The 22,166-nt window shown below is 45.4% G+C and carries 22 protein-coding genes; 4 read left to right on the forward strand and 18 right to left on the reverse strand.

Annotated features, from left to right (window positions below; all coding sequences use genetic code 11):
- Positions 1-139: 139 nt before the first annotated feature.
- A complete protein-coding gene (yghX, locus tag HYN51_RS09725) occupies positions 140-1,057 on the forward strand; it encodes a YghX family hydrolase (RefSeq protein WP_108899851.1) in 918 nt (305 codons plus the stop codon).
- Here the strand turns inward: yghX and HYN51_RS09730 are convergent.
- On the reverse strand, positions 1,038-1,154 hold the full coding sequence (locus tag HYN51_RS09730; protein ID WP_108899852.1) for a CcdB family protein: 117 nt from the start codon (positions 1,152-1,154) through the stop codon (positions 1,038-1,040). The two genes, yghX and HYN51_RS09730, sit on opposite strands and share 20 nt — an antisense overlap.
- A gap of 194 nt (positions 1,155-1,348) precedes the next feature.
- Here HYN51_RS09730 and HYN51_RS09735 point away from each other — a divergent pair, with 194 nt between their 5' ends.
- Entirely contained in the window at positions 1,349-1,612 is a 264-nt protein-coding gene (locus HYN51_RS09735) for a hypothetical protein (protein WP_108899853.1), read from the forward strand.
- A gap of 151 nt (positions 1,613-1,763) precedes the next feature.
- Here the strand turns inward: HYN51_RS09735 and HYN51_RS09740 are convergent, their stop codons facing one another.
- From HYN51_RS09740 to HYN51_RS09765, 6 genes are all read right to left on the reverse strand, one after another.
- A complete protein-coding gene (locus HYN51_RS09740; RefSeq protein WP_108899854.1) occupies positions 1,764-2,072 on the reverse strand; it encodes a CcdB family protein in 309 nt (102 codons plus the stop codon).
- Positions 2,073-2,074: 2 nt separating this feature from the next.
- Complete coding sequence (locus HYN51_RS09745; RefSeq protein ID WP_108899855.1) at positions 2,075-2,317, reverse strand: type II toxin-antitoxin system CcdA family antitoxin; 243 nt, start codon at positions 2,315-2,317, stop codon at positions 2,075-2,077.
- 607 nt (positions 2,318-2,924) lie between these two features.
- The gene (locus HYN51_RS09750; RefSeq protein WP_108899856.1) at positions 2,925-3,659 is read right to left on the reverse strand and encodes a phosphoadenylyl-sulfate reductase; all 735 of its coding nucleotides are present in this window, start codon (positions 3,657-3,659) and stop codon (positions 2,925-2,927) included.
- Between the two features lie 9 nt (positions 3,660-3,668).
- The gene (gene cysI, locus HYN51_RS09755; protein WP_108899857.1) at positions 3,669-5,366 is read right to left on the reverse strand and encodes an assimilatory sulfite reductase (NADPH) hemoprotein subunit; all 1,698 of its coding nucleotides are present in this window, start codon (positions 5,364-5,366) and stop codon (positions 3,669-3,671) included.
- Positions 5,366-7,171 carry an NADPH-dependent assimilatory sulfite reductase flavoprotein subunit gene (gene cysJ, locus HYN51_RS09760; RefSeq protein WP_108899858.1) on the reverse strand — a complete coding sequence of 602 codons (1,806 nt, stop codon included), beginning with the start codon at positions 7,169-7,171 and terminating at the stop codon, positions 5,366-5,368. The genes cysI and cysJ overlap by 1 nt, the downstream gene beginning before the upstream one ends.
- Before the next feature lie 168 nt (positions 7,172-7,339).
- Positions 7,340-7,846 (reverse strand): hypothetical protein, encoded by a 507-nt coding sequence (locus tag HYN51_RS09765; RefSeq protein WP_108899859.1) that lies wholly within the window; start codon positions 7,844-7,846, stop codon positions 7,340-7,342.
- Positions 7,847-8,088: 242 nt separating this feature from the next.
- Between HYN51_RS09765 and copA the strand changes: the two genes are divergently transcribed.
- Positions 8,089-10,809 (forward strand): copper-exporting P-type ATPase CopA, encoded by a 2,721-nt coding sequence (copA, locus tag HYN51_RS09770; protein WP_108899860.1) that lies wholly within the window; start codon positions 8,089-8,091, stop codon positions 10,807-10,809.
- Between the two features lie 93 nt (positions 10,810-10,902).
- On the opposite strand, the gene HYN51_RS09775 is transcribed toward copA, so the two are convergent.
- The 8 genes from HYN51_RS09775 to cdiI form a co-directional block, all read right to left on the reverse strand.
- Entirely contained in the window at positions 10,903-11,163 is a 261-nt protein-coding gene (locus HYN51_RS09775; protein ID WP_108899861.1) for a hypothetical protein, read from the reverse strand.
- Between the two features lie 152 nt (positions 11,164-11,315).
- Entirely contained in the window at positions 11,316-11,768 is a 453-nt protein-coding gene (locus HYN51_RS09780) for a hypothetical protein (protein WP_108899862.1), read from the reverse strand.
- 923 nt (positions 11,769-12,691) lie between these two features.
- Entirely contained in the window at positions 12,692-13,144 is a 453-nt protein-coding gene (locus tag HYN51_RS09795; RefSeq protein ID WP_108899865.1) for a hypothetical protein, read from the reverse strand.
- Positions 13,144-13,290 (reverse strand): hypothetical protein, encoded by a 147-nt coding sequence (locus tag HYN51_RS09800; protein WP_157953018.1) that lies wholly within the window; start codon positions 13,288-13,290, stop codon positions 13,144-13,146. Before HYN51_RS09800 ends, HYN51_RS09795 begins: the two co-directional genes overlap by 1 nt.
- A 154-nt stretch (positions 13,291-13,444) precedes the next feature.
- Positions 13,445-13,711, reverse strand: coding sequence for a hypothetical protein (locus HYN51_RS09805; RefSeq protein WP_108899867.1), 267 nt, complete (start codon positions 13,709-13,711; stop codon positions 13,445-13,447).
- Positions 13,708-13,914, reverse strand: coding sequence for a hypothetical protein (locus tag HYN51_RS09810; RefSeq protein ID WP_157953019.1), 207 nt, complete (start codon positions 13,912-13,914; stop codon positions 13,708-13,710). Before HYN51_RS09810 ends, HYN51_RS09805 begins: the two co-directional genes overlap by 4 nt.
- Positions 13,915-14,031: 117 nt before the next feature.
- Entirely contained in the window at positions 14,032-14,382 is a 351-nt protein-coding gene (locus tag HYN51_RS09815; RefSeq protein ID WP_108899869.1) for a hypothetical protein, read from the reverse strand.
- 157 nt (positions 14,383-14,539) lie between these two features.
- Entirely contained in the window at positions 14,540-14,923 is a 384-nt protein-coding gene (cdiI, locus tag HYN51_RS09820) for a ribonuclease toxin immunity protein CdiI (RefSeq protein WP_157953020.1), read from the reverse strand.
- 206 nt (positions 14,924-15,129) lie between these two features.
- Between cdiI and HYN51_RS09825 the strand changes: the two genes are divergently transcribed.
- Positions 15,130-16,235 (forward strand): IS3 family transposase gene (locus tag HYN51_RS09825; RefSeq protein WP_108899870.1). Its coding sequence is split into 2 segments (ribosomal slippage): positions 15,130-15,382 and positions 15,382-16,235, totalling 1,107 coding nucleotides; the frame shifts between segments, so codons are not numbered across the junction.
- On the opposite strand, the gene HYN51_RS09830 is transcribed toward HYN51_RS09825, so the two are convergent.
- The 3 genes from HYN51_RS09830 to HYN51_RS16620 form a co-directional block, all read right to left on the reverse strand.
- Positions 16,216-20,784: a hemagglutinin repeat-containing protein gene (locus HYN51_RS09830; RefSeq protein ID WP_108899871.1), complete on the reverse strand. Its 4,569-nt coding sequence runs from the start codon at positions 20,782-20,784 to the stop codon at positions 16,216-16,218. The two genes, HYN51_RS09825 and HYN51_RS09830, sit on opposite strands and share 20 nt — an antisense overlap.
- Before the next feature lie 199 nt (positions 20,785-20,983).
- A complete protein-coding gene (locus tag HYN51_RS09835) occupies positions 20,984-21,580 on the reverse strand; it encodes a hypothetical protein (protein WP_108899872.1) in 597 nt (198 codons plus the stop codon).
- On the reverse strand, positions 21,580-22,050 hold the full coding sequence (locus HYN51_RS16620; RefSeq protein WP_230513963.1) for a hypothetical protein: 471 nt from the start codon (positions 22,048-22,050) through the stop codon (positions 21,580-21,582). The genes HYN51_RS09835 and HYN51_RS16620 overlap by 1 nt, the downstream gene beginning before the upstream one ends.
- Positions 22,051-22,166: the final 116 nt, after the last annotated feature.

Genomic DNA, 22,166 nt, shown 5'->3' on the forward strand with positions numbered 1-22,166 from the left:
TAACGAATGAAATCACCAAATGGAATTTGATATAGCTGAATGGAATAGGAAAAAGATTATCAAATGTTATGTTTACAAAACGGCCAGTTACAGACCATTATTTATACTGACTTAATGACAGCAAACGTGGAGCCTGCATATGACTCGTCTCACCGCAAAAGATTTCCCTCCCGCACTGCTCGAGTATTTTGATTTCTACGTACATGGGCGTATCAGCAAGCGTGAATTTCTCGATCTAGCAACCAAGATGGTGGTTGGTGGAGTATCGGCGGCGGCACTTGGCTCATTATTGATGCCCGACTACAGCTATGCGCAACAGGTAGAGTTTACCGATCCTGAAATTATCGCTGAATATATCCAATATCCATCACCGTTGGGACACGGTAGCGTTCGGGGTTATTTCGTCCGCCCGGCGAAAACCAGCGGTAAAGTACCTGGTGTGGTCGTGGTGCACGAAAACCGTGGACTCAACCCCTATATTGAAGATGTAGCGCGACGTCTGGCAAAAGCAGGCTTTGTCGCTCTGGCTCCGGACGGACTCAGTTCGGTTGGCGGTTACCCGGGAAACGATGATAAAGGGCGCGAACTACAACAGCAGATCGATCCGACTAAATTAATGAATGACTTTTTCGCTGCCATTGAGTTTTTAATACATCACGCGACAACCACCGGCAAAGTGGGTATTACCGGTTTTTGCTACGGTGGCGGAGTCGCGAATGCCGCCGCAGTAGCCTACCCGGAACTGGGTGCTGCCGTGCCCTTCTATGGTCGTCAAGCCAAAACCGAAGATGTACCACACATCAAAGCACCAATACTGCTGCACTACGCCGGGCTAGACTCACGCATTAATGAAGGCTGGCCGGCCTATGAGGCCGCACTGAAAGCCAATCATAAAACTTATGAAGCCTATATTTACCCCGGTGTAAATCATGGATTTCACAATGATTCAACACCGCGCTATGACAAAGAAGCAGCAGAACTTGCTTGGGACAGAACGCTGGCCTGGTTCAGGAAATATTTAATATCTACGGATAGTACTAAAAACCATCAATCATAAAATCAATGGCGGCTTTAATCTCATCGCGATAATGCTGGGCCTGGCACCCTTGGTCACCCAGCATACTTTGACGTACGCTGGCTATTTCATGGGTCATCAGCAGATACTCAACTTCTCCGCGCCAAACAACAAATTTTCACTATTTGTGTTTAAATAAAAATAGACGTTTGGATATGATTTACAATGATGCGGTTTGAATTTTTGGCAGCGATTTAAAAAAATTATGATTATCGTATTAACTATGATTACATAATCTAATTAACAAAATCATATGGAAATTTTATAGGTAACATGCGTATTAACATCCCGAGACCCGAGAGTGAAAAAGAATCGGTTAACTTATTTGATACCGTCATTACTGCAATAAAAGCTATTGATATGGAACTACCCAATTACTTTTTAGAAGCCAATATCATGGACGATAAGAGTATTGAAGAGATTATCGAGTTGTTAAATGCTTATTATACTTCTACTCGAAACTTATCACTTGCACTAACGCATAGTGATAGAAAAAACTGGGAGTTAACTTTAACCGACAAAAAAGTGCCTGAATAATCGCTTAAATTCTTTAGCCTGTCTTAAAAATATATTTCATTGATATTTAAATTAAATATTTATAGCCAACTCTTAATAGCGACACTTACAAACATTATCCGGAAATGAATTAACAAAAGATAATCCGTTAGGTTGCTATAAATTAATCACATTAAAAACCATCAATCATAAAATCAATCGCGGCTTTAATCTCATCGCGATAATGCTGGGCCTGGCACACTTCGTCACCCAGCATACTTTTGCGAACGCTGGCCATCTCATGCGTCATCAATAAGTACTCAACTTCCCCAATACTCAGTATCGGGCATAAGTGTTGAGGGACCTTTCCTTTAAATCGGCGACGGGGGAAGAGTGGAATCACCCATCGCGTTGTCAACGCATCAATCAGGTCACTTTGTACATTCAATAAGTACGGGTAATCCTTGTTATTACCCGTATTACGATAGACAGTATATTGCACAATCAAAATGCCTTATATTCATCGGAAAGTAAGCCGCTCTCATCACTAATCCGGTTTAGCTCTTCCATCGCCTGCCGGTTTTCATGCTTCCATTGAGCAGCAGATGCTGCCTGTAACTGTGCCTCAATGGCTTGAGTCAATACTGCTGATAAATTGATACCCATATCGCGAGCCTTTTGATACAAAACTGGATCCAACGTCACACTGACCGTCTTTTTGGTTATTTTTGCATGGGTTTTTGTCATATTTCACCCCTGTTAAAACACGTGTTAATGAACATATAATGAACGATTAACATCAGGATGTAAAGTGCCCCTGCTTACTCATAACCCCCGATAACACTGTAAATGAATTGATTATTAAACCATTCCATTCACTGCCACAGATGCTATCCAAATAGTCTGACGCAATCCATTCACATATCATTAAGTTGCGAGGCAATACGCAATAAAAATACCAAGGGGGATCGACTTAACATAAGTCAACGAAGCACCCTATCTGTTAACAATACTGATAGTTGAGAGGAACTACCGTAGAGATCAACTTGACGCACACCAAAGAAGTGCCCTATCTGTTAGCAATGCCAATCGTTGGGAGGGACGGGCGTGGGGGTCGACTTAGCATAAACCAACGACAAACAGGCAAAGCCTGTTTGAACAGCGCTCGCGCTGGCCCGAAGGGTGAAGCACCGCAGGGTGTTTCATAACTGCCCGTAGCCCGGCCAAGCCCAACGCACTCCAATCTCAAGTACAGACGGTCTTCCGGTCGAGCACAAACCTAGTATAAGCACCTCTGATTTTACGACCGGAATATCCATCAATATCTATTAATCGGGTTTTTCATCACCAAATATCACCCTTCATGCAACCCACACTCCCGCTTCAGGCCAAAAAAACGCGTTTCTTCTTCACTCATGCCGGGTTCCCATTTACGGGTGGTGTGAGTATCCCCTACAGATAAATAGCCCTGTTCCCATAAAGGATGATAATTCAGGCCGTTATCCGTCAGATATTGATAAATCTGCCGGTTATCCCAATCGATAATCGGCAGAAATTTAAATACCCCACGCTGAATGGCGAGCACCGGTAATTGCGCCCGGGAACTCGACTGTTCACGGCGCAAACCGGCAAACCAAGTTTGCGCCTGTAGCTCCGCTAAAGCTCGGTTCATCGGCTCAACTTTATTCAACTGGTTATAACGCTCAATACCTTCAACCCCCTGCTCCCAAAGTTTGCCGTAGCGGCTTTCTTGCCAGACAGGGGAATAAGGGGAACGATAAACCTTCAGGTTAAGCTTAAGCTGCTCCGTCAGGCTATCAATAAACTGGTAGGTTTCGGGAAACAAATAGCCGGTATCCGTCAGGATCACCGGTATCTCTGGCTGCTGACGCGTAACTAAATGAAGACAAACCGCCGCCTGAATACCAAAACTGGAAGAGAGTACTTTATTTTCTGGCAAATTCTCCAGCGCCCACGCCACACGCCGTGCGGCAGATAACGATTCTAACTGGCGGTTAACCTCCGCCAGTTCCGTTTTCTGCTCTTCCGCCGTTAGCTGATTTAACCGGGCTAAATTCAGGTTCGACATGATGTCTCCTTAATCGTAAAAGTCACGAGCCGAGTCAATAACCGGTTTAATGATTCCGGCGCGAATAACGTAATCCCCAAACCCTTCCTGCTCCTGACGCTCGCTGGCCCAACGACCAATCAAGCCATCCAGTTCGGACAGTATTTGCGCTGAAGTAATATTTTCACGATACATGCGGGGAATACGCGTCCCTTCACGGTTACCACCAATATGCAGGTTATAACGATCTGGCGCTTTACCCACCAGCCCAACCTCAGCCAGCATTGCCCGCCCACAGCCGTTAGGGCAACCTGTCACCCGTAGAATAATATGCTCATCAGGCAGTTGATGCTTTTCCATCACCTGCTCTACCTGAGTAATAAAATCAGGTAGGAAACGTTCAGCTTCAGCCATTGCCAGCGGACACGTAGGAAATGAAACGCATGCCATAGCGTTTTTACGCTGTTCTGATACCCCATCACTAATTAGCCCGTGCTGGCGCGCTAGCGTCTCTATTTTGGCTTTATCTTCAACGGTAACCCCCGCCACAATCAGATTCTGATTGGCCGTTAGGCGAAAATCCCCTTTATGGATTTTGGCAATTTCAGCCATACCGGTTTTTAACGGTTTGCCTGGGTAATCCAACAGACGACCATTTTCGATAAACAGCGTTAGGTGCCATTGTTTATCAATACCTTCCACCCAACCAATGCGATCGCCACGGCGAGTGAAATGATAAGGAACAATCGGGGCAAAACTCACCCCGGCCCGTTTCTCTACTTCTTGCTTAAAAGCGTCAACACCTACTCGTTCCAGCGTATATTTAGTCTTGGCGTTTTTACGCTCTGAACGGTTGCCCCAATCGCGTTGAGTAGTCACTACCGCTTCCGCAATCGCCAAAGTATGTTCTAACGGAATATAACCAAACTCAGAAGCCTTACGTGGATAAGTCAGCTTATCACCGTGGGTCATCGCCAGACCACCGCCCACCAGCACGTTAAAACCGACCAGTTGACCATTTTCACCAATGGCAACAAAGTTGAGATCGTTAGCGTGCAGATCCACATCATTATCCGGCGGGATCACCACGCTGGTTTTAAATTTACGCGGTAAATAGGTCGCGCCAAGAATGGGTTCTACGTCGGTGGTTTCCAGTTTTTCCCCATCCAACCAGATTTCAGCGTAGGCGCGGGTTTTCGGCAATAAGTGTTCCGAAATCTTCTTTGCCCACTCGTATGCCTGCTGATGCAGTTCCGACTCAACGGGATTCGAAGTACAGAGCACATTGCGGTTTACGTCACCGGCAGTGGCAATCGAATCCATGCCCAAACGGTGCAGCAACTGATGCATAGGTTTGATATCGTTTTTCAATACCCCGTGAAACTGGAAAGTCTGACGGGTTGTCAGGCGAATGCTGCCGTACAGCGTATCTTCAGCGGCAAAGCGATCGATGCCCAACCATTGTTGAGGGGTAATAATCCCGCCCGGCAAACGACAGCGAAGCATCACGTTTAACAGTGGTTCTAGCTTCTGCTCTGCCCGTTCAGCGCGTAAATCGCGATCGTCTTGTTGGTACATACCGTGAAAACGGATCAGTTGAAAATTGTCTCCACGAAATCCGCCGGTAAGGCCGTCTTTCAAATCATCGGCAATGGTGCCACGCAGCAAGTTACTCTCACGTTTTAGCCGTTCGTTGTCAGACAGTTTAATCTCTGAATCATTGCTCATTAGTAAACATCCCGCTGATAGCGTTTATCGATACGCAGTTCGCTTAAAAATTCGTCGGCCTGTTCAGGGTCCATCGCCCCGTGTATTGACACAACGTCCAGTAAAGCACGTTCCACATCTTTTGCCATACGGTTAGCATCACCGCAGACGTAAAGATGGGCACCATCCTGAATCCATTGCCACAGTTCACTGCCGTTCTCCCGCAGCTTGTCTTGTACATAAACTTTATGTTGCTGATCTCTCGACCAGGCCAGATCGATACGGTTTAGCAGGCCGCTTTTCACATAGCCCTGCCATTCCACCTGATAGAGAAAATCAGAAGTAAAATGGGGGTTGCCAAAAAACAGCCAGTTTTTGCCTTCCGCACCGGTCGCTTCACGCTGCTGCATAAAAGCCCTGAACGGTGCGATACCGGTTCCCGGCCCAATCATAATCACAGGGGTAGAGGGATCGTCCGGCAGTCTAAAGTTGTCGTTATGTTCAATAAACACGGCAATATCGCCCTCTTCTTCCAGACGATCCGCCAGATAGCCGGACGCCCCTCCGGTACGAGGGTTTTCATCCACGCTATAGCGCACTACACCAACGGTAAGATGCGCTTCACTACCCACTTCTTCTTGCGATGAAGCAATAGAATAGAGGCGCGGGGTAATAGGACGTAGCATGGACAGCAGAGTCTGAGCATCCATAGATGAAGGCGCACGGCGAACCATATCCACGATGGGCGTGTTATGGGCATATTCCTGCCAGTGTGGCTTATCGGTCAGCAGTTCCACCAAACGGGCATCGCCACTGTGATTGGCATAAAACTCCACAATCGCGGTGGTATTTTGCGTCAGTTCATAATGATATTTCAGGGCATCCCGCAGCGGTTGCGGCTTGCCCTGAACTTCAACCTGAGTGTCACCCGCAATACCCAGCTCTGACAGCAGGGTTTCAATCAATTCACTGTCGTTTTGAAACCAGACGCCTAATGCATCGCCCGGCTGATAGCTCAGCCCCGAGTCACCTAAATCAATTTCTATATGACGTACATCGCGATCGGAACTGCGCGAGGTAATCTTTTGGTTGACGGATAACGAGGCGATCAGCGGTTGCGCTTTGGTGTATTGACTGTGACTTTTGCTAAGGCCCGGCGTATGGGCTACGGATGACGACAACGACGCAGGCACTTCAGCCTTCAGTCGCTCCACAATCTGATGACGCCATTGCTCGGCCAGCGCCTGATAATCAACATCCGCATCTACCCTATCCAGCAAGCGACGCGCTCCCAGCGCCTCTAGGCGAAGGTCAAAATCTTTACCGGTCTGGCAGAAGTTTTCGTAGGAAGTATCCCCCAGACCAAAAACCGCAAACTGCGTCTGATTCAGCGCCGGTGCTTTTTTTGAAAACAGATATTTATACAGTGCAATCGCCTCTTCCGGCGCGTCACCTTCTCCCTGAGTTGAGGCCACCACGATAAGCTGCCTTTCTTGATCGATCTGCTTAAATTTGTAGTCACCGGCGTTGACTAAGGTTGCGGATAAGCCAGCATGGTTCAGATCGTCACGCAACTGAGTTGCCAACCTGCGCGCATTGCCGGTTTGCGAAGCCGATAAAATCGTTATCGGACGTGTAGTCACAGCAGAGGTTGATAAGGGGATTGCCGCCGCAAACGTATCGTTATTCTGGCTGGTTAATCCCCACAAATAGCCTGATACCCAGGCCAACTGTGCAGGCGATAAGCCGGAAGTAGCCGTCTTCAACCGTTCTAATTGTTCCTGTGACAACGGTAAAACAGGGACAGGTAAAGCCTTATCTGACATGGGTATGCGGATCCTTTAGAATTATTCTGTCTAAGAGTATCCCGCTGGTTTCATTAGATTAAAGAATGGATAGACATAACAAATAATAAAAGGCATATGGGGGAAGTCGCGCCACGGGTTATCTGAACCCAATGGCGCTAGCGCTAACTTATCTGATGGTTAACAATATCAGTTTACGCTATCCGCCTCGGGCAGCGCCAATGGCGGAATAACCAGCTCGGCCGCATCCGATATCCAAAGGGATTTATCAGTACGGTAGCATTGCAGCTGGTCACGCAGCGATTTGCTCCAACCATATTTATCGGCCAATTCAATAGTCCTTCTGACCCGCAATAAAGCCATAAACATCAAATGACGACGCTTTTTTGATAATCCGGGAACCAAATCGGTTATTCGGTCAGCATCTAAATGTTGGGCGGCTAAAGTAATGGCTGAAGATAAATATACGTTGGAAGCATCTTCTAGCGCTCGAGCTATCATGGCTGGCTCATAGGAGCCATGAGCCGACATCAGGGCAATAACTCTATGATAATGAATATTCGAATCAGCAAGCGTGGCTAATGACTGAGATAAGGCCGGATAATTTTTAGCCTTTTTTCCCAGAGCAATCATGTATTTCCAACGTTGGTCGTGATCTAGATTTTCTATAACTTTCAAAATGTTAGCGCCATTCATGGAATATCCTTATTACTATTAGCGAATCAGGGAATTAACCCTTCAATATTCCCCCATTTCTGGTAACCAGTTTACTCATCCTATTTTTACTGTATACGGATAAAAAATCATTTTACTCACTGAATTACTATGGCATTAAAATAACACCTTGACCTTCCTGTTGCTGGAAGGTTTAAACTTCATTACAGCTAAGAAAAACCAATTACGGTAGAAAAATCTGAGCAAGTAATCAGGAGTCTATTATGCAACACACGACTATTCTGCAACTGACCGGTCTGTCCTGTATGGGCTGTGCTGGCAGAGTCAAAAAAGCACTCGATGCGTTACCCGGCGTACAATCCAGCGATGTTAATGTTACTCAGGCCAAAGTAGTCAGCGAACTCCCCGATGCTGCGTTAATGGCTGCCGTTGAACAGGCGGGCTATCAGGCTGAAAGCGCCAAACCTGACGTGACATTAGCGCTGTCTGGGCTCTCATGTGGTCACTGTACCGGCGCAACCACCAAAGCACTGGAAGCCGTTGACGGCGTGCTGGCAGCAGATGTTACGCTGGATAAAGCCGAAATCTACGGTAGTGCAAAACCGTCAGTGCTAATAGAAGCCATTCATCAAGCTGGCTTTGAAGCAACCCTGAGTTCCGCTAGCCCAAAAACTGAGCCGCTGTCAGTATCAGAAACGCCGGAGCCAATGACAGCGGCAAACACTCGCCATCCGGCAAATGTATTACCGACCGTTGTACTCAATGAGAGTGATGACAGCGTACAGCTACTGCTTAGCGGCATGAGCTGCGCCAGTTGTGTCAACAAAGTACAGAAAGCGCTGGAAAGCGTTTCCGGTGTTGAACAGGCTCGGGTCAATCTGGCGGAGCGCAGCGCTATGGTATTTGGTCAGCCACAGCAGTCTGAACTGCTCCGCGCGGTGCAAAAAGCCGGCTATGGGGCCGAGATCATTCAGGATGAAGAGCAACGTCGTGCCCGACAGCACCAAGCGTCACAAAAAAGCATTCGCCAATATCGTTGGCAGTCCGCGCTGGCACTGGTGTTAGGTATTCCACTTATGCTATGGGGTGTCTTTGGCGGCACCATGATGGTGACCTCTGATAACCAGTCTTACTGGATTATTATCGGTTTAATCACCCTAACGGTAATGGTTGCTGCCGGGGGGCATTTCTATATAAATGCCTGGCGCAGCCTGATGAACCGCAGCGCCACCATGGATACCCTAATTGCATTGGGTACCGGCGCGGCATGGATTTACTCCATCAGCGTTGCTATCTGGCCACAAATTTTCCCGATGGCTGCCCGGCATATCTATTTTGAAGCCAGCGCCATGATTATCGGCCTGATCAATTTAGGTCATGCGCTGGAGCAGAGGGCAAGACAGCGTTCATCAAAAGCATTGGAACGACTGCTGGACTTGACGCCACCAACGGCCAAAGTCGTTACCGAACAGGGTGAGCAAACGATCCCTCTGTCTGAAGTTCAGGTAGGCATGTCAATTCGCCTCACCACCGGCGACCGAGTGCCGGTAGATGGGGAAATCATTCAGGGCGAGATCTGGCTGGATGAAGCCATGCTGACCGGCGAAGCCATGCCACAGCAAAAATCAGCACAGGACCGGGTTCATGCAGGTACCGTGGTTCAGGATGGTAGCGCCCTGTTCCGCGCAGGCGCTATCGGTAATCAAACCACCCTAGCACGTATTATCAAGCTGGTTCGTCAGGCACAAAGTAGTAAACCAGAAATCGGTCGAATGGCTGACCGTATATCCGCCGTCTTCGTGCCGGTGGTGGTCGCCATCGCCTTAATCAGCGGACTGATTTGGTATCTGATAGGGCCACAACCACAACTTGTATATACCCTCGTGATTGTCACTACGGTACTGATTATCGCCTGCCCTTGTGCGCTGGGCCTAGCTACGCCGATGTCGATTATCTCCGGCGTTGGCCGCGCCGCTGAACTGGGGGTATTAGTTCGTGATGCGGATGCCCTGCAACAGGCCAGCACGGTAGACACGGTAATTTTTGATAAAACCGGTACCCTGACCGAAGGTAAACCGCAGGTTACCGCTATTCATACCTTTAATCAGGTAACTGAAACTCAGGTTCTGCAATGGGCGGCGGCATTAGAACAAGGTACCAGCCATCCATTGGCGCATGCCATTATAACTAAAGCGGAAGGAATAAGCCTGCCGCAGGTGAATGGGTTCCGCACGCTGCGAGGTTTAGGGGTTAGCGGCTCTGTTGGCGAATCTGCCCTCCTGCTGGGTAACGATCGCTTGATGACTGAACAGCAAGTAGATATCAGCGCAGCCGCTGATACAATCCGCACTGAAGCAGAACGGGGAGCGACGCCGGTATTGCTAGCAGCAAATGGCACATTGGTCGCCGTGTTCGCCATCCGCGATCCGTTAAGAAACGATAGCATTCAGGCGCTACGGCGCTTACACCAGCAGGGTTATCAACTGGTGATGTTAACCGGAGATAACCAAGTCACCGCCAATGCGATTGCTAAAGAGGCTGGCATCGATAACGTGATCGCCGGTGTGTTACCTGAAGGTAAAGCCGATGCTATTAAGCAACTACAGCAAGCTGGACATAAAGTGGCCATGGTGGGTGATGGCATCAACGATGCGCCAGCACTGGCCTGTGCCGATGTGGGTATCGCCATGGGAGGAGGCAGCGATATCGCCATTGAAACCGCGGCTATCACCCTGATGCGCCATAGCCTGAACGGTGTTGCCGATGCGCTGGCGTTGTCTAAAGCCACGCTACGCAATATGAAGCAGAACCTGTTGGGAGCCTTTATTTACAACTCGCTGGGTATTCCGATTGCGGCCGGTGTGCTTTATCCATTGACCGGTGCTTTACTCAGCCCAGTAGTGGCTGGCGCTGCTATGGCTTTGTCGTCCATTACCGTGGTGGGAAATGCCAACCGCCTGTTGCGGTTTAAACCAAAGGGATAATTGAACCTGAAGTTAAGGTTCGATGATAAAAATACAATCCGTGCCCCAGCTTAATTCACCACAGTTGGGGCATACTGATGTTTATCAGCACGGCTATTTAGGAAACGATAATTCAACATGATACTCATCACAGATAAACCCTTCACTGGCTGGATTATCTGGTTCTTCCTCGATTGACCAATAGCGCAACGACGGTTCTTCCTTTTCAATCGTCCGTCGAACGTCCGAGGTTAATACATCCGACATATGAATCACCATCTCAACTTTTGACCAACTATCAGAAACTTCCTTAACGCGGTTACCTGCCGAAACGGCAATCACTAACGCGTGGCTTATAGATGGGGAGCTGATCATGCGGTTTTCCTGACGTAATATTATTGGGTAAGTTTAGATGATTTAAGCTGTTTATGATAAATAGCTGAGGGTTACTTCTCTATAAAAATACATTTAATTTTTATAGTTAAAGTCGATGTGTGTCACTCAGAACATCGGGATCTTAGTGCTTATTAACTAACTGCGGGATAAAGCTCTTTTATATACTCTTCTACGAATGGTATTAATTCATCAACCGGATAAAAATCCTTCCGTTGAACCAAGTAGGAATCATCATAAATGACTCTAGCGATTAAGTATTTTGCAAGCAAATAAGCAATGATGGTAGAAAATTTCTGACTCATTTCGCCTCTTGTGCTGACCCCTGTCATAATAGGCCAGTCCATATCATCCTCGTCACGAACTTCCGGCTCAAAATAAGAAAAGCTTACCCAGCAAAAATATCCATGAGCATGATCTTGAATAAATAAAAATTTATCAGATAAATCAATGGATTTCTTAGCTGACACGCCAACAGTTAACTGCTGTGTTGATAACGATAGCTCATGAAAACCATCGACTACAACATCCAGTAATCGCTCAAAAGAAGGGACTTCTCTGATAGGGAACATTATTTCATTTGCCATTACTTTCCACCTTCCTTTGTTATTGAACCATTTGATCGTTGGGGATATCTTTCTCCATTAATCCATTATAATCCTGACGGCCTTTTTATGCTCTAAAGGATCCGAGTCGTTGAGTTTCTGCTTCGCTAAATCAAGCGCGGTCTTTTCCAACTGGCGGAAAGATGGTGATTGAAGTGGATATTCAGCTCTGGCGGTTACAATCAAGCTCTCAAGCAACATCGGAAGCTTGATGCTTATTGATTAATTGCGGGATAAAGCTCTTTTATATACTGTTCTTTCTACGGATGGCGTTAATTCATCAACAGGATAAAATTCTTTAACAGTAATTGTGTTTGTTTAACTATTTCGATAATAGAAAAGCCATAAGACAAGCCCTATGGGAAATCCCAACAGGCTAATTTTTAAGATGGTAACTATTTCTTCTTTTCCAAAAGGGAAAGGCTTATCAAAATCCCATATAAACCACCCCTTGAGAAAATAAGAAAAAACACCTATCAATAGCAAAGGAATACACATCAGGAAACACAGATAAATCAAGGTCAATATGGATTTTTTCCAATTATGTAGATTCATTTTTTCCTCCTGATGTAGATTTATTTAAGTTATCGCCAACAAGGCCAAAGTTAATTTTAGTTCTATAACCGCAGAGACTAGTTTAATTCGCTCTACATTTATTCCTAAATAGCCTGAATAACCCACCCAGAAAATATATGAAAATCTTTTATCAAATACAGTTAAATACTTAAGGCTGGAGGTGTTAGTCTCATTTTTTAGAAAAAGGTCACATATATTTTTCATTTTATCCCTCTGACTTATAAAAATTGATAAATAACCAATAAATTTAGAATTTTCATAATCTAAGCCAAATTAGTCAAAATCAATAACATTTCAATAAACTCGGGATATCATTTGCCGGATACTTATTAACTCACTACGGGATAAAGCTCTTTTATATATTGTTCCACGAATGGTCTTAATTCATCAACAGGATAAAAATCCTTCCGTTGAACCAAGTAGGAATCATCATAAATGACTCTCGCCGCTAAGTATTTTGCAAGCAGATAAGCAATGATGGTAGAAAATTTCTGACTCATTTCGCCTCTTGTGCTGACCCCTGTCATAATAGGCCAATCCATATCATCCTCATCACGGACTTCCGGCTCAAAATAAGAAAAGCTTACCCAACAAAAATATCCATAAGCATGATCTTGAATAAATACAAACTTATCAGATAAATCAATGGATTTCTTGGCTGATACGCCAACAGTTAACTGTTGTGTCGATAAGGATAACTCATCAAAACCATCAACAATAACATCCACTAGCCTTTCGAAAGAGGGACACTCTTTGATAGGAAACATAATTTTATTTGCCATTACTTGTCACCTCCTTTTGTCATTGAACCACTGGTTACATTCAACCACCCATCTTGGGTTTTAATATAAATATGATTAACAGTACCTTCCATCGTTACATTAGACACAGGAGAACCGGGCTTAAAGTGATTAATCATTTCATTCATACTAACACCCGTTTTAGACGCATCAATGTATAAATCACCTTGCAAGTACCAATCCATTCTGCTGCAACGGCACTCGTTCCGTCCAGTGTACTAACCAGATCGGGATCAAGCCCCATCGCTTTCAGATAAGCGTATTCTTCCGTGTTTCAGATAGCTATTCACCATCTTTACTTTTTGTTTGCTTTTTTCGAGACTCTCGTAAGTCAATGATGTTAAAAATTAAAGCACCTAAAGATATTAATGCTCCGGCAGCCACACTTATTTTTATTACTTTAATTACACCATCGAAAGATAAATGAAACTCAGCAGTATAAATAAAAGCTGTCACAATTCGTACAGCTACACCTAGTATAAAAAAAGCAGTCGTCATATATAAAAAAATGAGAATAAATATATAAGGTGTCATTTTTTTTATTGTCATTTCTTAACCTTATCTTTGGTTAACTCTTTGACGGTATCATTTGTCATTTCAAATGTAACAGAAGAACCAATGTCACCTATCAAACCAGAAAAAGCTCCTGTATATGGCATTAATATATTTGGCACATATTTCCCAAAAGCCCCACCGGCTAATGAACCAGCAATAGCCCCAGACTGAGCGGACAGATCTGGTCCATCAGTCATAAACGCCCCACCCATATTAATTACCATATTTTGAATAATACCTCTCCCCGGCGCCAAGAATCAAACGGCACCTCCAAAACTCTGAAGGGGCCGTTTATCTTGATTAAGAACTCAGTATTACCCTTGTTGGTAACGTTCATCCTGCTGAATAAGCGGCTCTATTTGAGTCTCCCAAATATTTTTTTGAAAAATTTGTAATTCTGATGGCTCTTTTCTGGATGAAATACAATTTCTGATAGCTTGAACTGCTATATTGAAATCAGTAATGCTTAATTCAATAAAACTAATTTGATCAAGAACTTCATATTGCATAATTTGGTCATATATGCCTACAAATCTTTCTTGTAAAGCTTCCTTAAATAGCACTTCTAATGCATTAGAAGCACTTCTATTGAGCCCTTCATGCAAGCTACCCTCAATGTTGTCATTTTCTGGAGGCTTATATCCAATAAAAAAAGTTGCACCCATAAATCACCTCATAATTTTATTATTACTATTTTATTTTGTTGCGCTTCAGGCAATGTTTTAACAAAAATTCGCAGGTGGAGTGGTGATTGAGGCAGATATTACTAGCTGACGGTTAAAACAAATCTCCCGACCAAAATATATAGTCGGGAGCTTTTTATTACGGCATTTTAGCCAGTAGAGTATTAACTTTTTCAGTATCTTCCGGATGTAGCTGGAGATATTTTTCACAGGCCAGCCTGACATATTTATAGCAGGTCTCTTCACTTACTATAACTATATTGTCTTCCTCTGGTGGATAGCCAACAGCAAATTCAACACCTTCAAAGTGTTCCTCTTCATCATAACTATCCATATCAGGAAAGTGACAATACGCGCCATCAGTATTCAGAGCACCTTTTTGAGATAATAGTTCAATTGTCCTCAAAAAGTCTCCATCACTATACATGATGTCAAAATAAGATTTTACAATCCAATCTCGATTATTATAGTCATATGGCAGTTCAAATAAAAAACGATTTAGTTCGTCAAAAGAATCACTCATTTTTACATTCCTATTTAGGATGAAAATTACTAATGCTTTTAGTTTTTGGATCTATATATACTCTAAAGGTAATACCACCTGCTGTAGAAGTATAAGACTGCAACCCTTTAGCCCTTGCATTTTCATATCCTTTAGCCGTGTCCACTTCCCTTAAAATGAGACAATTATAATTAGACTTTCTGCCTTACTTAACTGCAGGAGTATTTATGAAAAAGATCCGTTTTACTGAGACCCAAATCGTTAATATCTTAAAACTCGCTGATTCTGGGATAAAAGTGGATGATATTTGCCGTCAAAATAGCATTAGTAGTGCAACCTATTATAACTGGAAGTCAAAGTATGGTGGGATGGAAGCGGCTGATATAAAAAGAATTAAAGAGCTTGAAGAAGAAAATACTAAATTGAAAAAGATGTTTGCTGATGTCAGTCTGGAAAATCATGCTATGAAGGAGCTCTTTGCAAAAAAGGGTTGGTGATGGCAGAGAAAAAATCCTGCGCAAAAATACTCGTTACCTCAGGATTATCTGTCATAAAAGCTTGCAAGATGACGGCATTAACACGCTCAGTTTATTATCGACAATGCATTGATTGGAAAGAAAAAGATAGTCAGGTGATTACAGCGATTCAATCAGTTTTAGCTAAATCGCCTCAAGCTGGTTTTTGGAAATGTTATTTTCGACTTCGCTTTCAAGGCTATCATTTTAATCATAAACGCGTTTATCGGGTTTATTGCCGTTTAGGACTGAATTTACGACGCCGGGTTAAAAAGATTTTGCCAAAACGAGAAAAACAGCCATTGTCAGTCGCTAAAATGGCAAATGCTCAATGGGCGTTGGATTTCATGCATGATGCTTTGTATTGTGGAAAACGCTTTAGAACATTAAATATTTTGGATGAAGGGACTCGGGAATGTTTAGCTATCGAAATTGATACATCGTTACCCGCAGAACGAGTTATTCGGGTTCTTGAACGTTTAAAAGAAGAGCGTGGGTTACCAAAGCAAATTAGGGTTGATAATGGCCCCGAGCTTATTTCTATTAACTTATTGAATTATTGTGAAGAAAACAATGTGAAATTAGTTCACATTCAGCCTGGGAAACCCACGCAAAATGGTTTTATTGAGCGATTTAATGGTTCGTTTCGTCGCGAATTTTTAAATGCCTATTTATTTGACTCATTAAGCCAAGTACGGGAAATGGCTTGGTTTTGGCAACAAGATTATAACGATGAAAGAACACATGAAAGCTTAGGAAATATGCCACCAACAGCTTATCGGAAACAACTGGAAAACTCTAATAACTTACTGTCCTAAATATAGGGGAGTGGACAAAAGGATGTAGAGCTTCTGCCTTTATATTTGCATTACTACTACCGATAGCTATTTTTCCTGTCAAGGAATCATATGCGCCAACCATTACAGCGTTTTTACTTGCTTGTGAACCAGACGTAAATTTATTAATTTCATTTAATAAATCTTTCTTAGCTTGTACAGCTAATGCACTTGTATCTGCCCCACTATTATAAAATAAACTACTTTCCTGCCACGCTTTCCCCGGCGAAGCTATAGCTCCATCAATTCTCGAAATAGCACTATTCCCTGCCATACCACCCGCAAACATCGCAGTTCCTAACCCAATATCCCAAGCCCCTGCACCATAATGACCATCAGAGAGTTCCCCAACACCATACCCCATCTGATAAGCTCCGCCAGCTTTCAGTGCATAACGTGCTATAGCTCCCGATGTCCCCGGTGCTCCCGGTAATCCTAAAAATACGTCATTACCTATTTTTGCCAGACTATTGGTAGAGCCTGCTCTTGCCAAATAACGGTATGCTTCATTATAAGCCTCAACATCTGTTGGTGGAGCAAAGAATGAATTACTGGTCAGGATGCTTTGTACTGCCTCCTCTGCCCGCTCTTTTGTATAACCGAGATTAAGCTGAAGATCTAAGCTATATTGATTCAATGAACGTGCCAGTGATTGTTGTTCACTTTCCGTCAGTTCCTGACCTTGCTGGAGCTTGTGTACCAACCCATTGGTATACTTGTCTTCATCCATCAGTTGAACAATATCAGTGGAGGCCTTAACTAGGTTTTCACCGGCCTTTTGCTCCTCAAGTGCTTTTGTCAGCGCATCTGATTTTGATGGGCTAAGGTAATTATTAACAGAAGAATTATACGCAGCCGCCGCAGCCGTTCCCGCATCCGCGGTATTATCAGCCACTAAACCAGCCGCCACGCCGGTGGCGATTGAGGTCATGTTGGCAATAAACTGACGTTCGGCTTCGGTCAGGTCATCAGTCTTCTTATGATACAGATCTTCCGCTATCGTCTTCGCTATCAGCTCACCGCTGGCCGCACCTAACGCACCAGACAGGCCATTATTACCCGAACCCTCAGCTACCGCCAGACCAACAATCGCATGACCTATCACTTTCGCGAACAGGTTCGCATTGTTCGGATGTTCCTCGTCTATCGGGAAATTCGTATCCGCCAGTTTCTTCACGCCCTGAGCCAGTAACGGGGCCGAAGCCGCCGCGGCGGCGTTCCCCGCACTACCACCGCCCATCGCTACCGTCAGCGCTGCACCGGCTGCCTGTATCGCTCGGCCAACATTGCTGCCGGTGCCGTAGAACTCCATTTCCTTTTCGTAGAATTTGTCATAAGAAGCCTGATAGATAACCGCGTAGGTCGCTTTGTTTAAATCTTCCTGCGTTGGATTCTCATTACCGGCTTTAGCTAAATCCGCTCTCGCCTGTGCAACGATGGCCGGATCTTTAGAAGCCGCATCCTTATTGGCATCTGCCTCGGCACGGGCTTGATCCTGTGCGTTCATCACCCCAATATTGGTCGCAATAGTCGTCACCTGCGACACTATCTGCCCCGCCAGACCTATCGCTTCCAGATTACGCATCTGCTCATCGGCATCAAAAATCTTATCCAGCGGATTGGCTGCGTTAGCCGTGTCATTGCTGAGCTTCGCAATATCCTGCTGCTGATTGTTTTGGTCGCGAATAGTGATATTGCCATCCGCTATCGCCGCATGGGTCGTGCTACTGGCGCTGTCACCATAGGCCACCACGATAGGCGTACCCGGTACGCCCGGGAACCCAAACGGTGCGCCACCGCCCGAGCCGATACTCATCGACACATGGCTGACGTCATAATCTGCCTTGTTCTTGATATCGCTCCAACCCAACGTGCCGGTGTCCAGACTGTTCAGTTCTGGCGTCGCTTCCGACGCAATCACCGCCCCGTCTAACTGGGTGTGCTTACCGACGGTAATGTCATAGCCGCCCTTGCCGGCGTAAATCCCGCTCTGTTCAGTCACGCTGGCCCACGTGCTGTCCATCTTGTCCATCGTGAAGCCCAGACTGCCGTCGAAACCGGTGCCGTAGCTGCCGGCAATATTCAGTGAGTATTGCTCGTAGCTGTAGTCATCGGTGTCCTGCAATGAACGCACCGTCAAGTCACGACCCACGTCCATCGTGACGGAATCCCCTTTCGCCAGTGCGCCAATCAGGTTGGTATCCCGACCGCTGATGATGGTCAGGTTATTACCGGCCTCAAGCTGACTCTCCGTCCAGTACAGGCCGTCTGCATGCATATTCCCTTGTGAGAAGTTCGCATCGGCAAAGAAGCGCAGGCCGTTTTTACCCCCGCCAATACCAAAACTGACCCCGGCGTTACCGCCGTAGCTCTTGTTCTCACTGTCAGTTTTCTGGGTGTTCGCCGAGGCCAGCAGGTTAACGTCCCGGTTGGCGTCAAGCAACATATTATTCCCCGCATTGATGGCGGAGCCTTTAAGGGTGATATCGCCATCCACCCCTTTCTCACCGTTACCGGTGGCGGTAATCGACAGATTATTCCCCGCCGCAATGGTCGAACCCTGCGCGGCCCGTATCTTGGTGTCGGTGGTGGATTCAGTACGCTGAGCACCGCCCGAAATACTGATACCCACAAACCCTTCGCTGTCTTTGGGCAAGTCCATCATCCCGGCCTGTACGGCCTGCACCGCCGACAGCGCCGCTTTGATTTCCTGTAGCGCCTTGATTTTGCTGTCGTGAGTTTCCTGCGCCTGTTTCGCTTCGGTCACCGCCGCATTCAGTGCACCACCCACCGCACCAGACAGCGCAACGGTCACGCCCGACTGGGTACGTTCGTACTTGTCCTGAATGTGGGTCTGGTTTTCCACTGACTCAACGGTGACGTTTTTACCCGTCAGGCTGATGTCTTGCTGGGCGACAACGTCTGAGCCTTTGACCGCGAGATGATTGCCCGCGCTTAAGGTGACGTTGCCTTCGGTACTGCCGACAATACTGCCAAGATTGCCAATACCGTGCGTCGTGTTGGTGGATTTTTCATCTATTTTACCAACGGTAAAGCCAATACCCCCGGTGCCCATCAGGCCCGATTTGGTGGTGCGGGACAGATGCATCTCATCCCGTTTTTCCGCGGCGGTATCGATAGTCAGGTCATTTCCGGCACTGAGCGAAACATCATGAATTCCAGTAACCTGACTTCCGTGAACCAACAGGTCGTTTCCGGCCTTCATCACCACTGAGTCACCGCTAAAGTTGCTGCTGCCCCCCGAAACAGCATGCAGCTCATCATGGCTTTCTGACGTAAGTTTTTTGCCAAAACTTCCCCGGCTACTGTACTTTGAATGTTCGCTCAGGTCTTCCGTTGACTCACCGGTAGTAATCGACAGATTATTTCCCGCAATGACCCCGAGTTGACCACCGGCCTCCACCTGCGCGGCTCGGGCATTGATGTCATTTTTCGCTGACAGGGTGATATCGCCGCTGCCGGTCATTTGACTGCCCACCTCTGACGAAGTCGATTCCCGACGGTAGTTGTTTTTATCTTTATAAAACTCCGTCTGTTTCGCTACTGTCACCGTATTCAGATTCAGGTCGTGACCCGCCGCAATGCTCGTATCACTGTTCTGACCCGCGTTGCTCAGCAGCGCCGCCGTCAGATTAATATCGTGACCCGCCGAAAGCTGTAATGTGCCGTTGTCGTTATTAACCGCAAGGATTGCCACCTGATTGATAGCCGTATGGGAAGAGCCATTGCGACCCGCCTTTTCTCCCTGCGTGGTGGTGGTGATGAGGTTAATATCATGCCCGGCCTGAAGCCTCAGGCTGTCAAAGCCCTGCATCAACCCACCGATATTATTAATATCGTTATTCGCCAGCAGCGCCACGTTATTGCCGCTGATGCTACCGCCCTGATTTTGAATATTCTGCGCCAGCACATTCAGCTTATCCCCCGCCAAAATGCGCCCCTGATTCACCAAATCATTGGTCAGTTGCAAGTTAACCTGTTTCCCAGATAACAAGGCACCGCTGCCGTCAATATCCTGCGGCCTAATCATGGCATACACCTGCGGCACCAGAACCGTTTGGATACTGCCATCCGGTAAGGTCACGTCACGGCTGACCAGCCAGACGATGTCTGAAGTCAGGTTAGCCATCTGCTCTGGCGTCAGCGCGATACCTAATGACAGAGGATACTTCTGAGCAAACTCCACGCCGCTGTTCATCAGCGCCATATACTGCTCTTCGTCATTGGCGTAGCCGTTTAAAAAACGCATTCCCGTCAGGTTGATGACCTGCTCACGGATAAGCGTCTGCTCATAGTAACCATCGCCTAAACGCTTATGCATATTGTTCGGGTCAGCCTTTAAACGGCTGGTCATATAGTCCGAACCCAGCCAGCGCTTAAGTTGGGTATATTGAGGGTCGGTTTCGATTAAATAGCGACTACCTACCGCCGGATTGATTTTATACAGACTGGCATTGGGTAATATCAGATTCAGGCTCGGTGGACGGGTTACCACGCTGACGTCCTTCATACCGTTCTCACCCGGCAGTTGAATATTTACCCGTTCAATACTGTAACTGAACGTCAAAGAGCGGGTATAGGGGTAACGCTTTTATCGGGTGGGATTTTTTGTTTTGAGCTTGGGTATTTTTTGACACACACCAAGTTTGGCAGCTTATCCCCAAGATTGAATATTCAATTTTGGGGATAACTCACTGAGCAAAATACTATTATGAATACATTCTTGGGAAATATTCATTAATACGATCATTATCCAGTAAACGATCTACCGTGAAGTCTATTGTATCTGACACAACGATCCCTTGCCTTAGGGGTTCAGGAAAATCTTCAATAGAGGCATAAATAGTTGGCATTAAATATCTAAAATAATCACCCATTTTAGTTTCACCATCATAGCCGACCGGATAGTCTTTTCCCGGGTTATCGCCTTCTATACTATGATAAATAAACACTCCTTTTCTTGATGGCATATTTATTTCACACAGTGATTCAGATTGTTTAGCACAAACCCAATCTTCAATATCCTTTCTAATATTACTATTCCTATGTACTAGGGATGAATACAAGTCTAATAATGTTTGTCCTTTTTTATCTGCAGGAATATTTATATATATGTCTGATTCTTCCCATTTATATTCATTGAGATCATCCAACAACTTTTCAAAATTATCGATTGATAAAAGAGAATTTGGCAACCATCCCCAGCAATTATTAACCATTACGGCTATTTTCCCATTTCGGTCCATCGCAAACCAAGTATAAATCGTTCCAAAACCAGGTTCCCAAACTATATTCTTTTCATTCATTATTTTGTTCCTTTTGGCCAGGTAACTTTACAATTATTACATGTTTCAACGATTACTTTATCTGATAATATACCATTTTCTTGCCTAACAGCCTGTGTAAACTGAATATTTTCAGGCCTTACACCTTGTCTTATTAAAGAATCTGCAGCAGATACTTCCGCACACGCGCCTGCCTTGTTTTTACAAAAACTAGTAAACTCTCCAATTTTAACACCTAGTTGTCCTTCAACATAACTAACTGTTGTAGGATGTAATGAATCAGCTGTAATTATTTTATTACTGTAGCCTACGGCAGTTTTACCTGTAATAGGGTCATATGCACCTATCATTACAGCAACCCGTTCAGCTTGAGTATTAGATTTAAACTTATTAATTTCATTTAATAATTCTTTCTTAGCTTGTACAGCTAATGCACTTGTATCTGCCCCACTATTATAAAATGAACTACTTTCCTGCCACGCTTTCCCCAACGAAGCTATAGTTCCATCAATTCTCGAGCAACGCTTTTTTCGGGTGGGATTTTTTATTTTGAGTTGAGGAATTTTAATGGTTAAAAATTCACGAACTACCCCCTTTATGTAAGGGC

Origin of the sequence: Limnobaculum parvum (genome assembly GCF_003096015.2) — a bacterium.
Lineage (GTDB): Bacteria > Pseudomonadota > Gammaproteobacteria > Enterobacterales > Enterobacteriaceae > Limnobaculum > Limnobaculum parvum.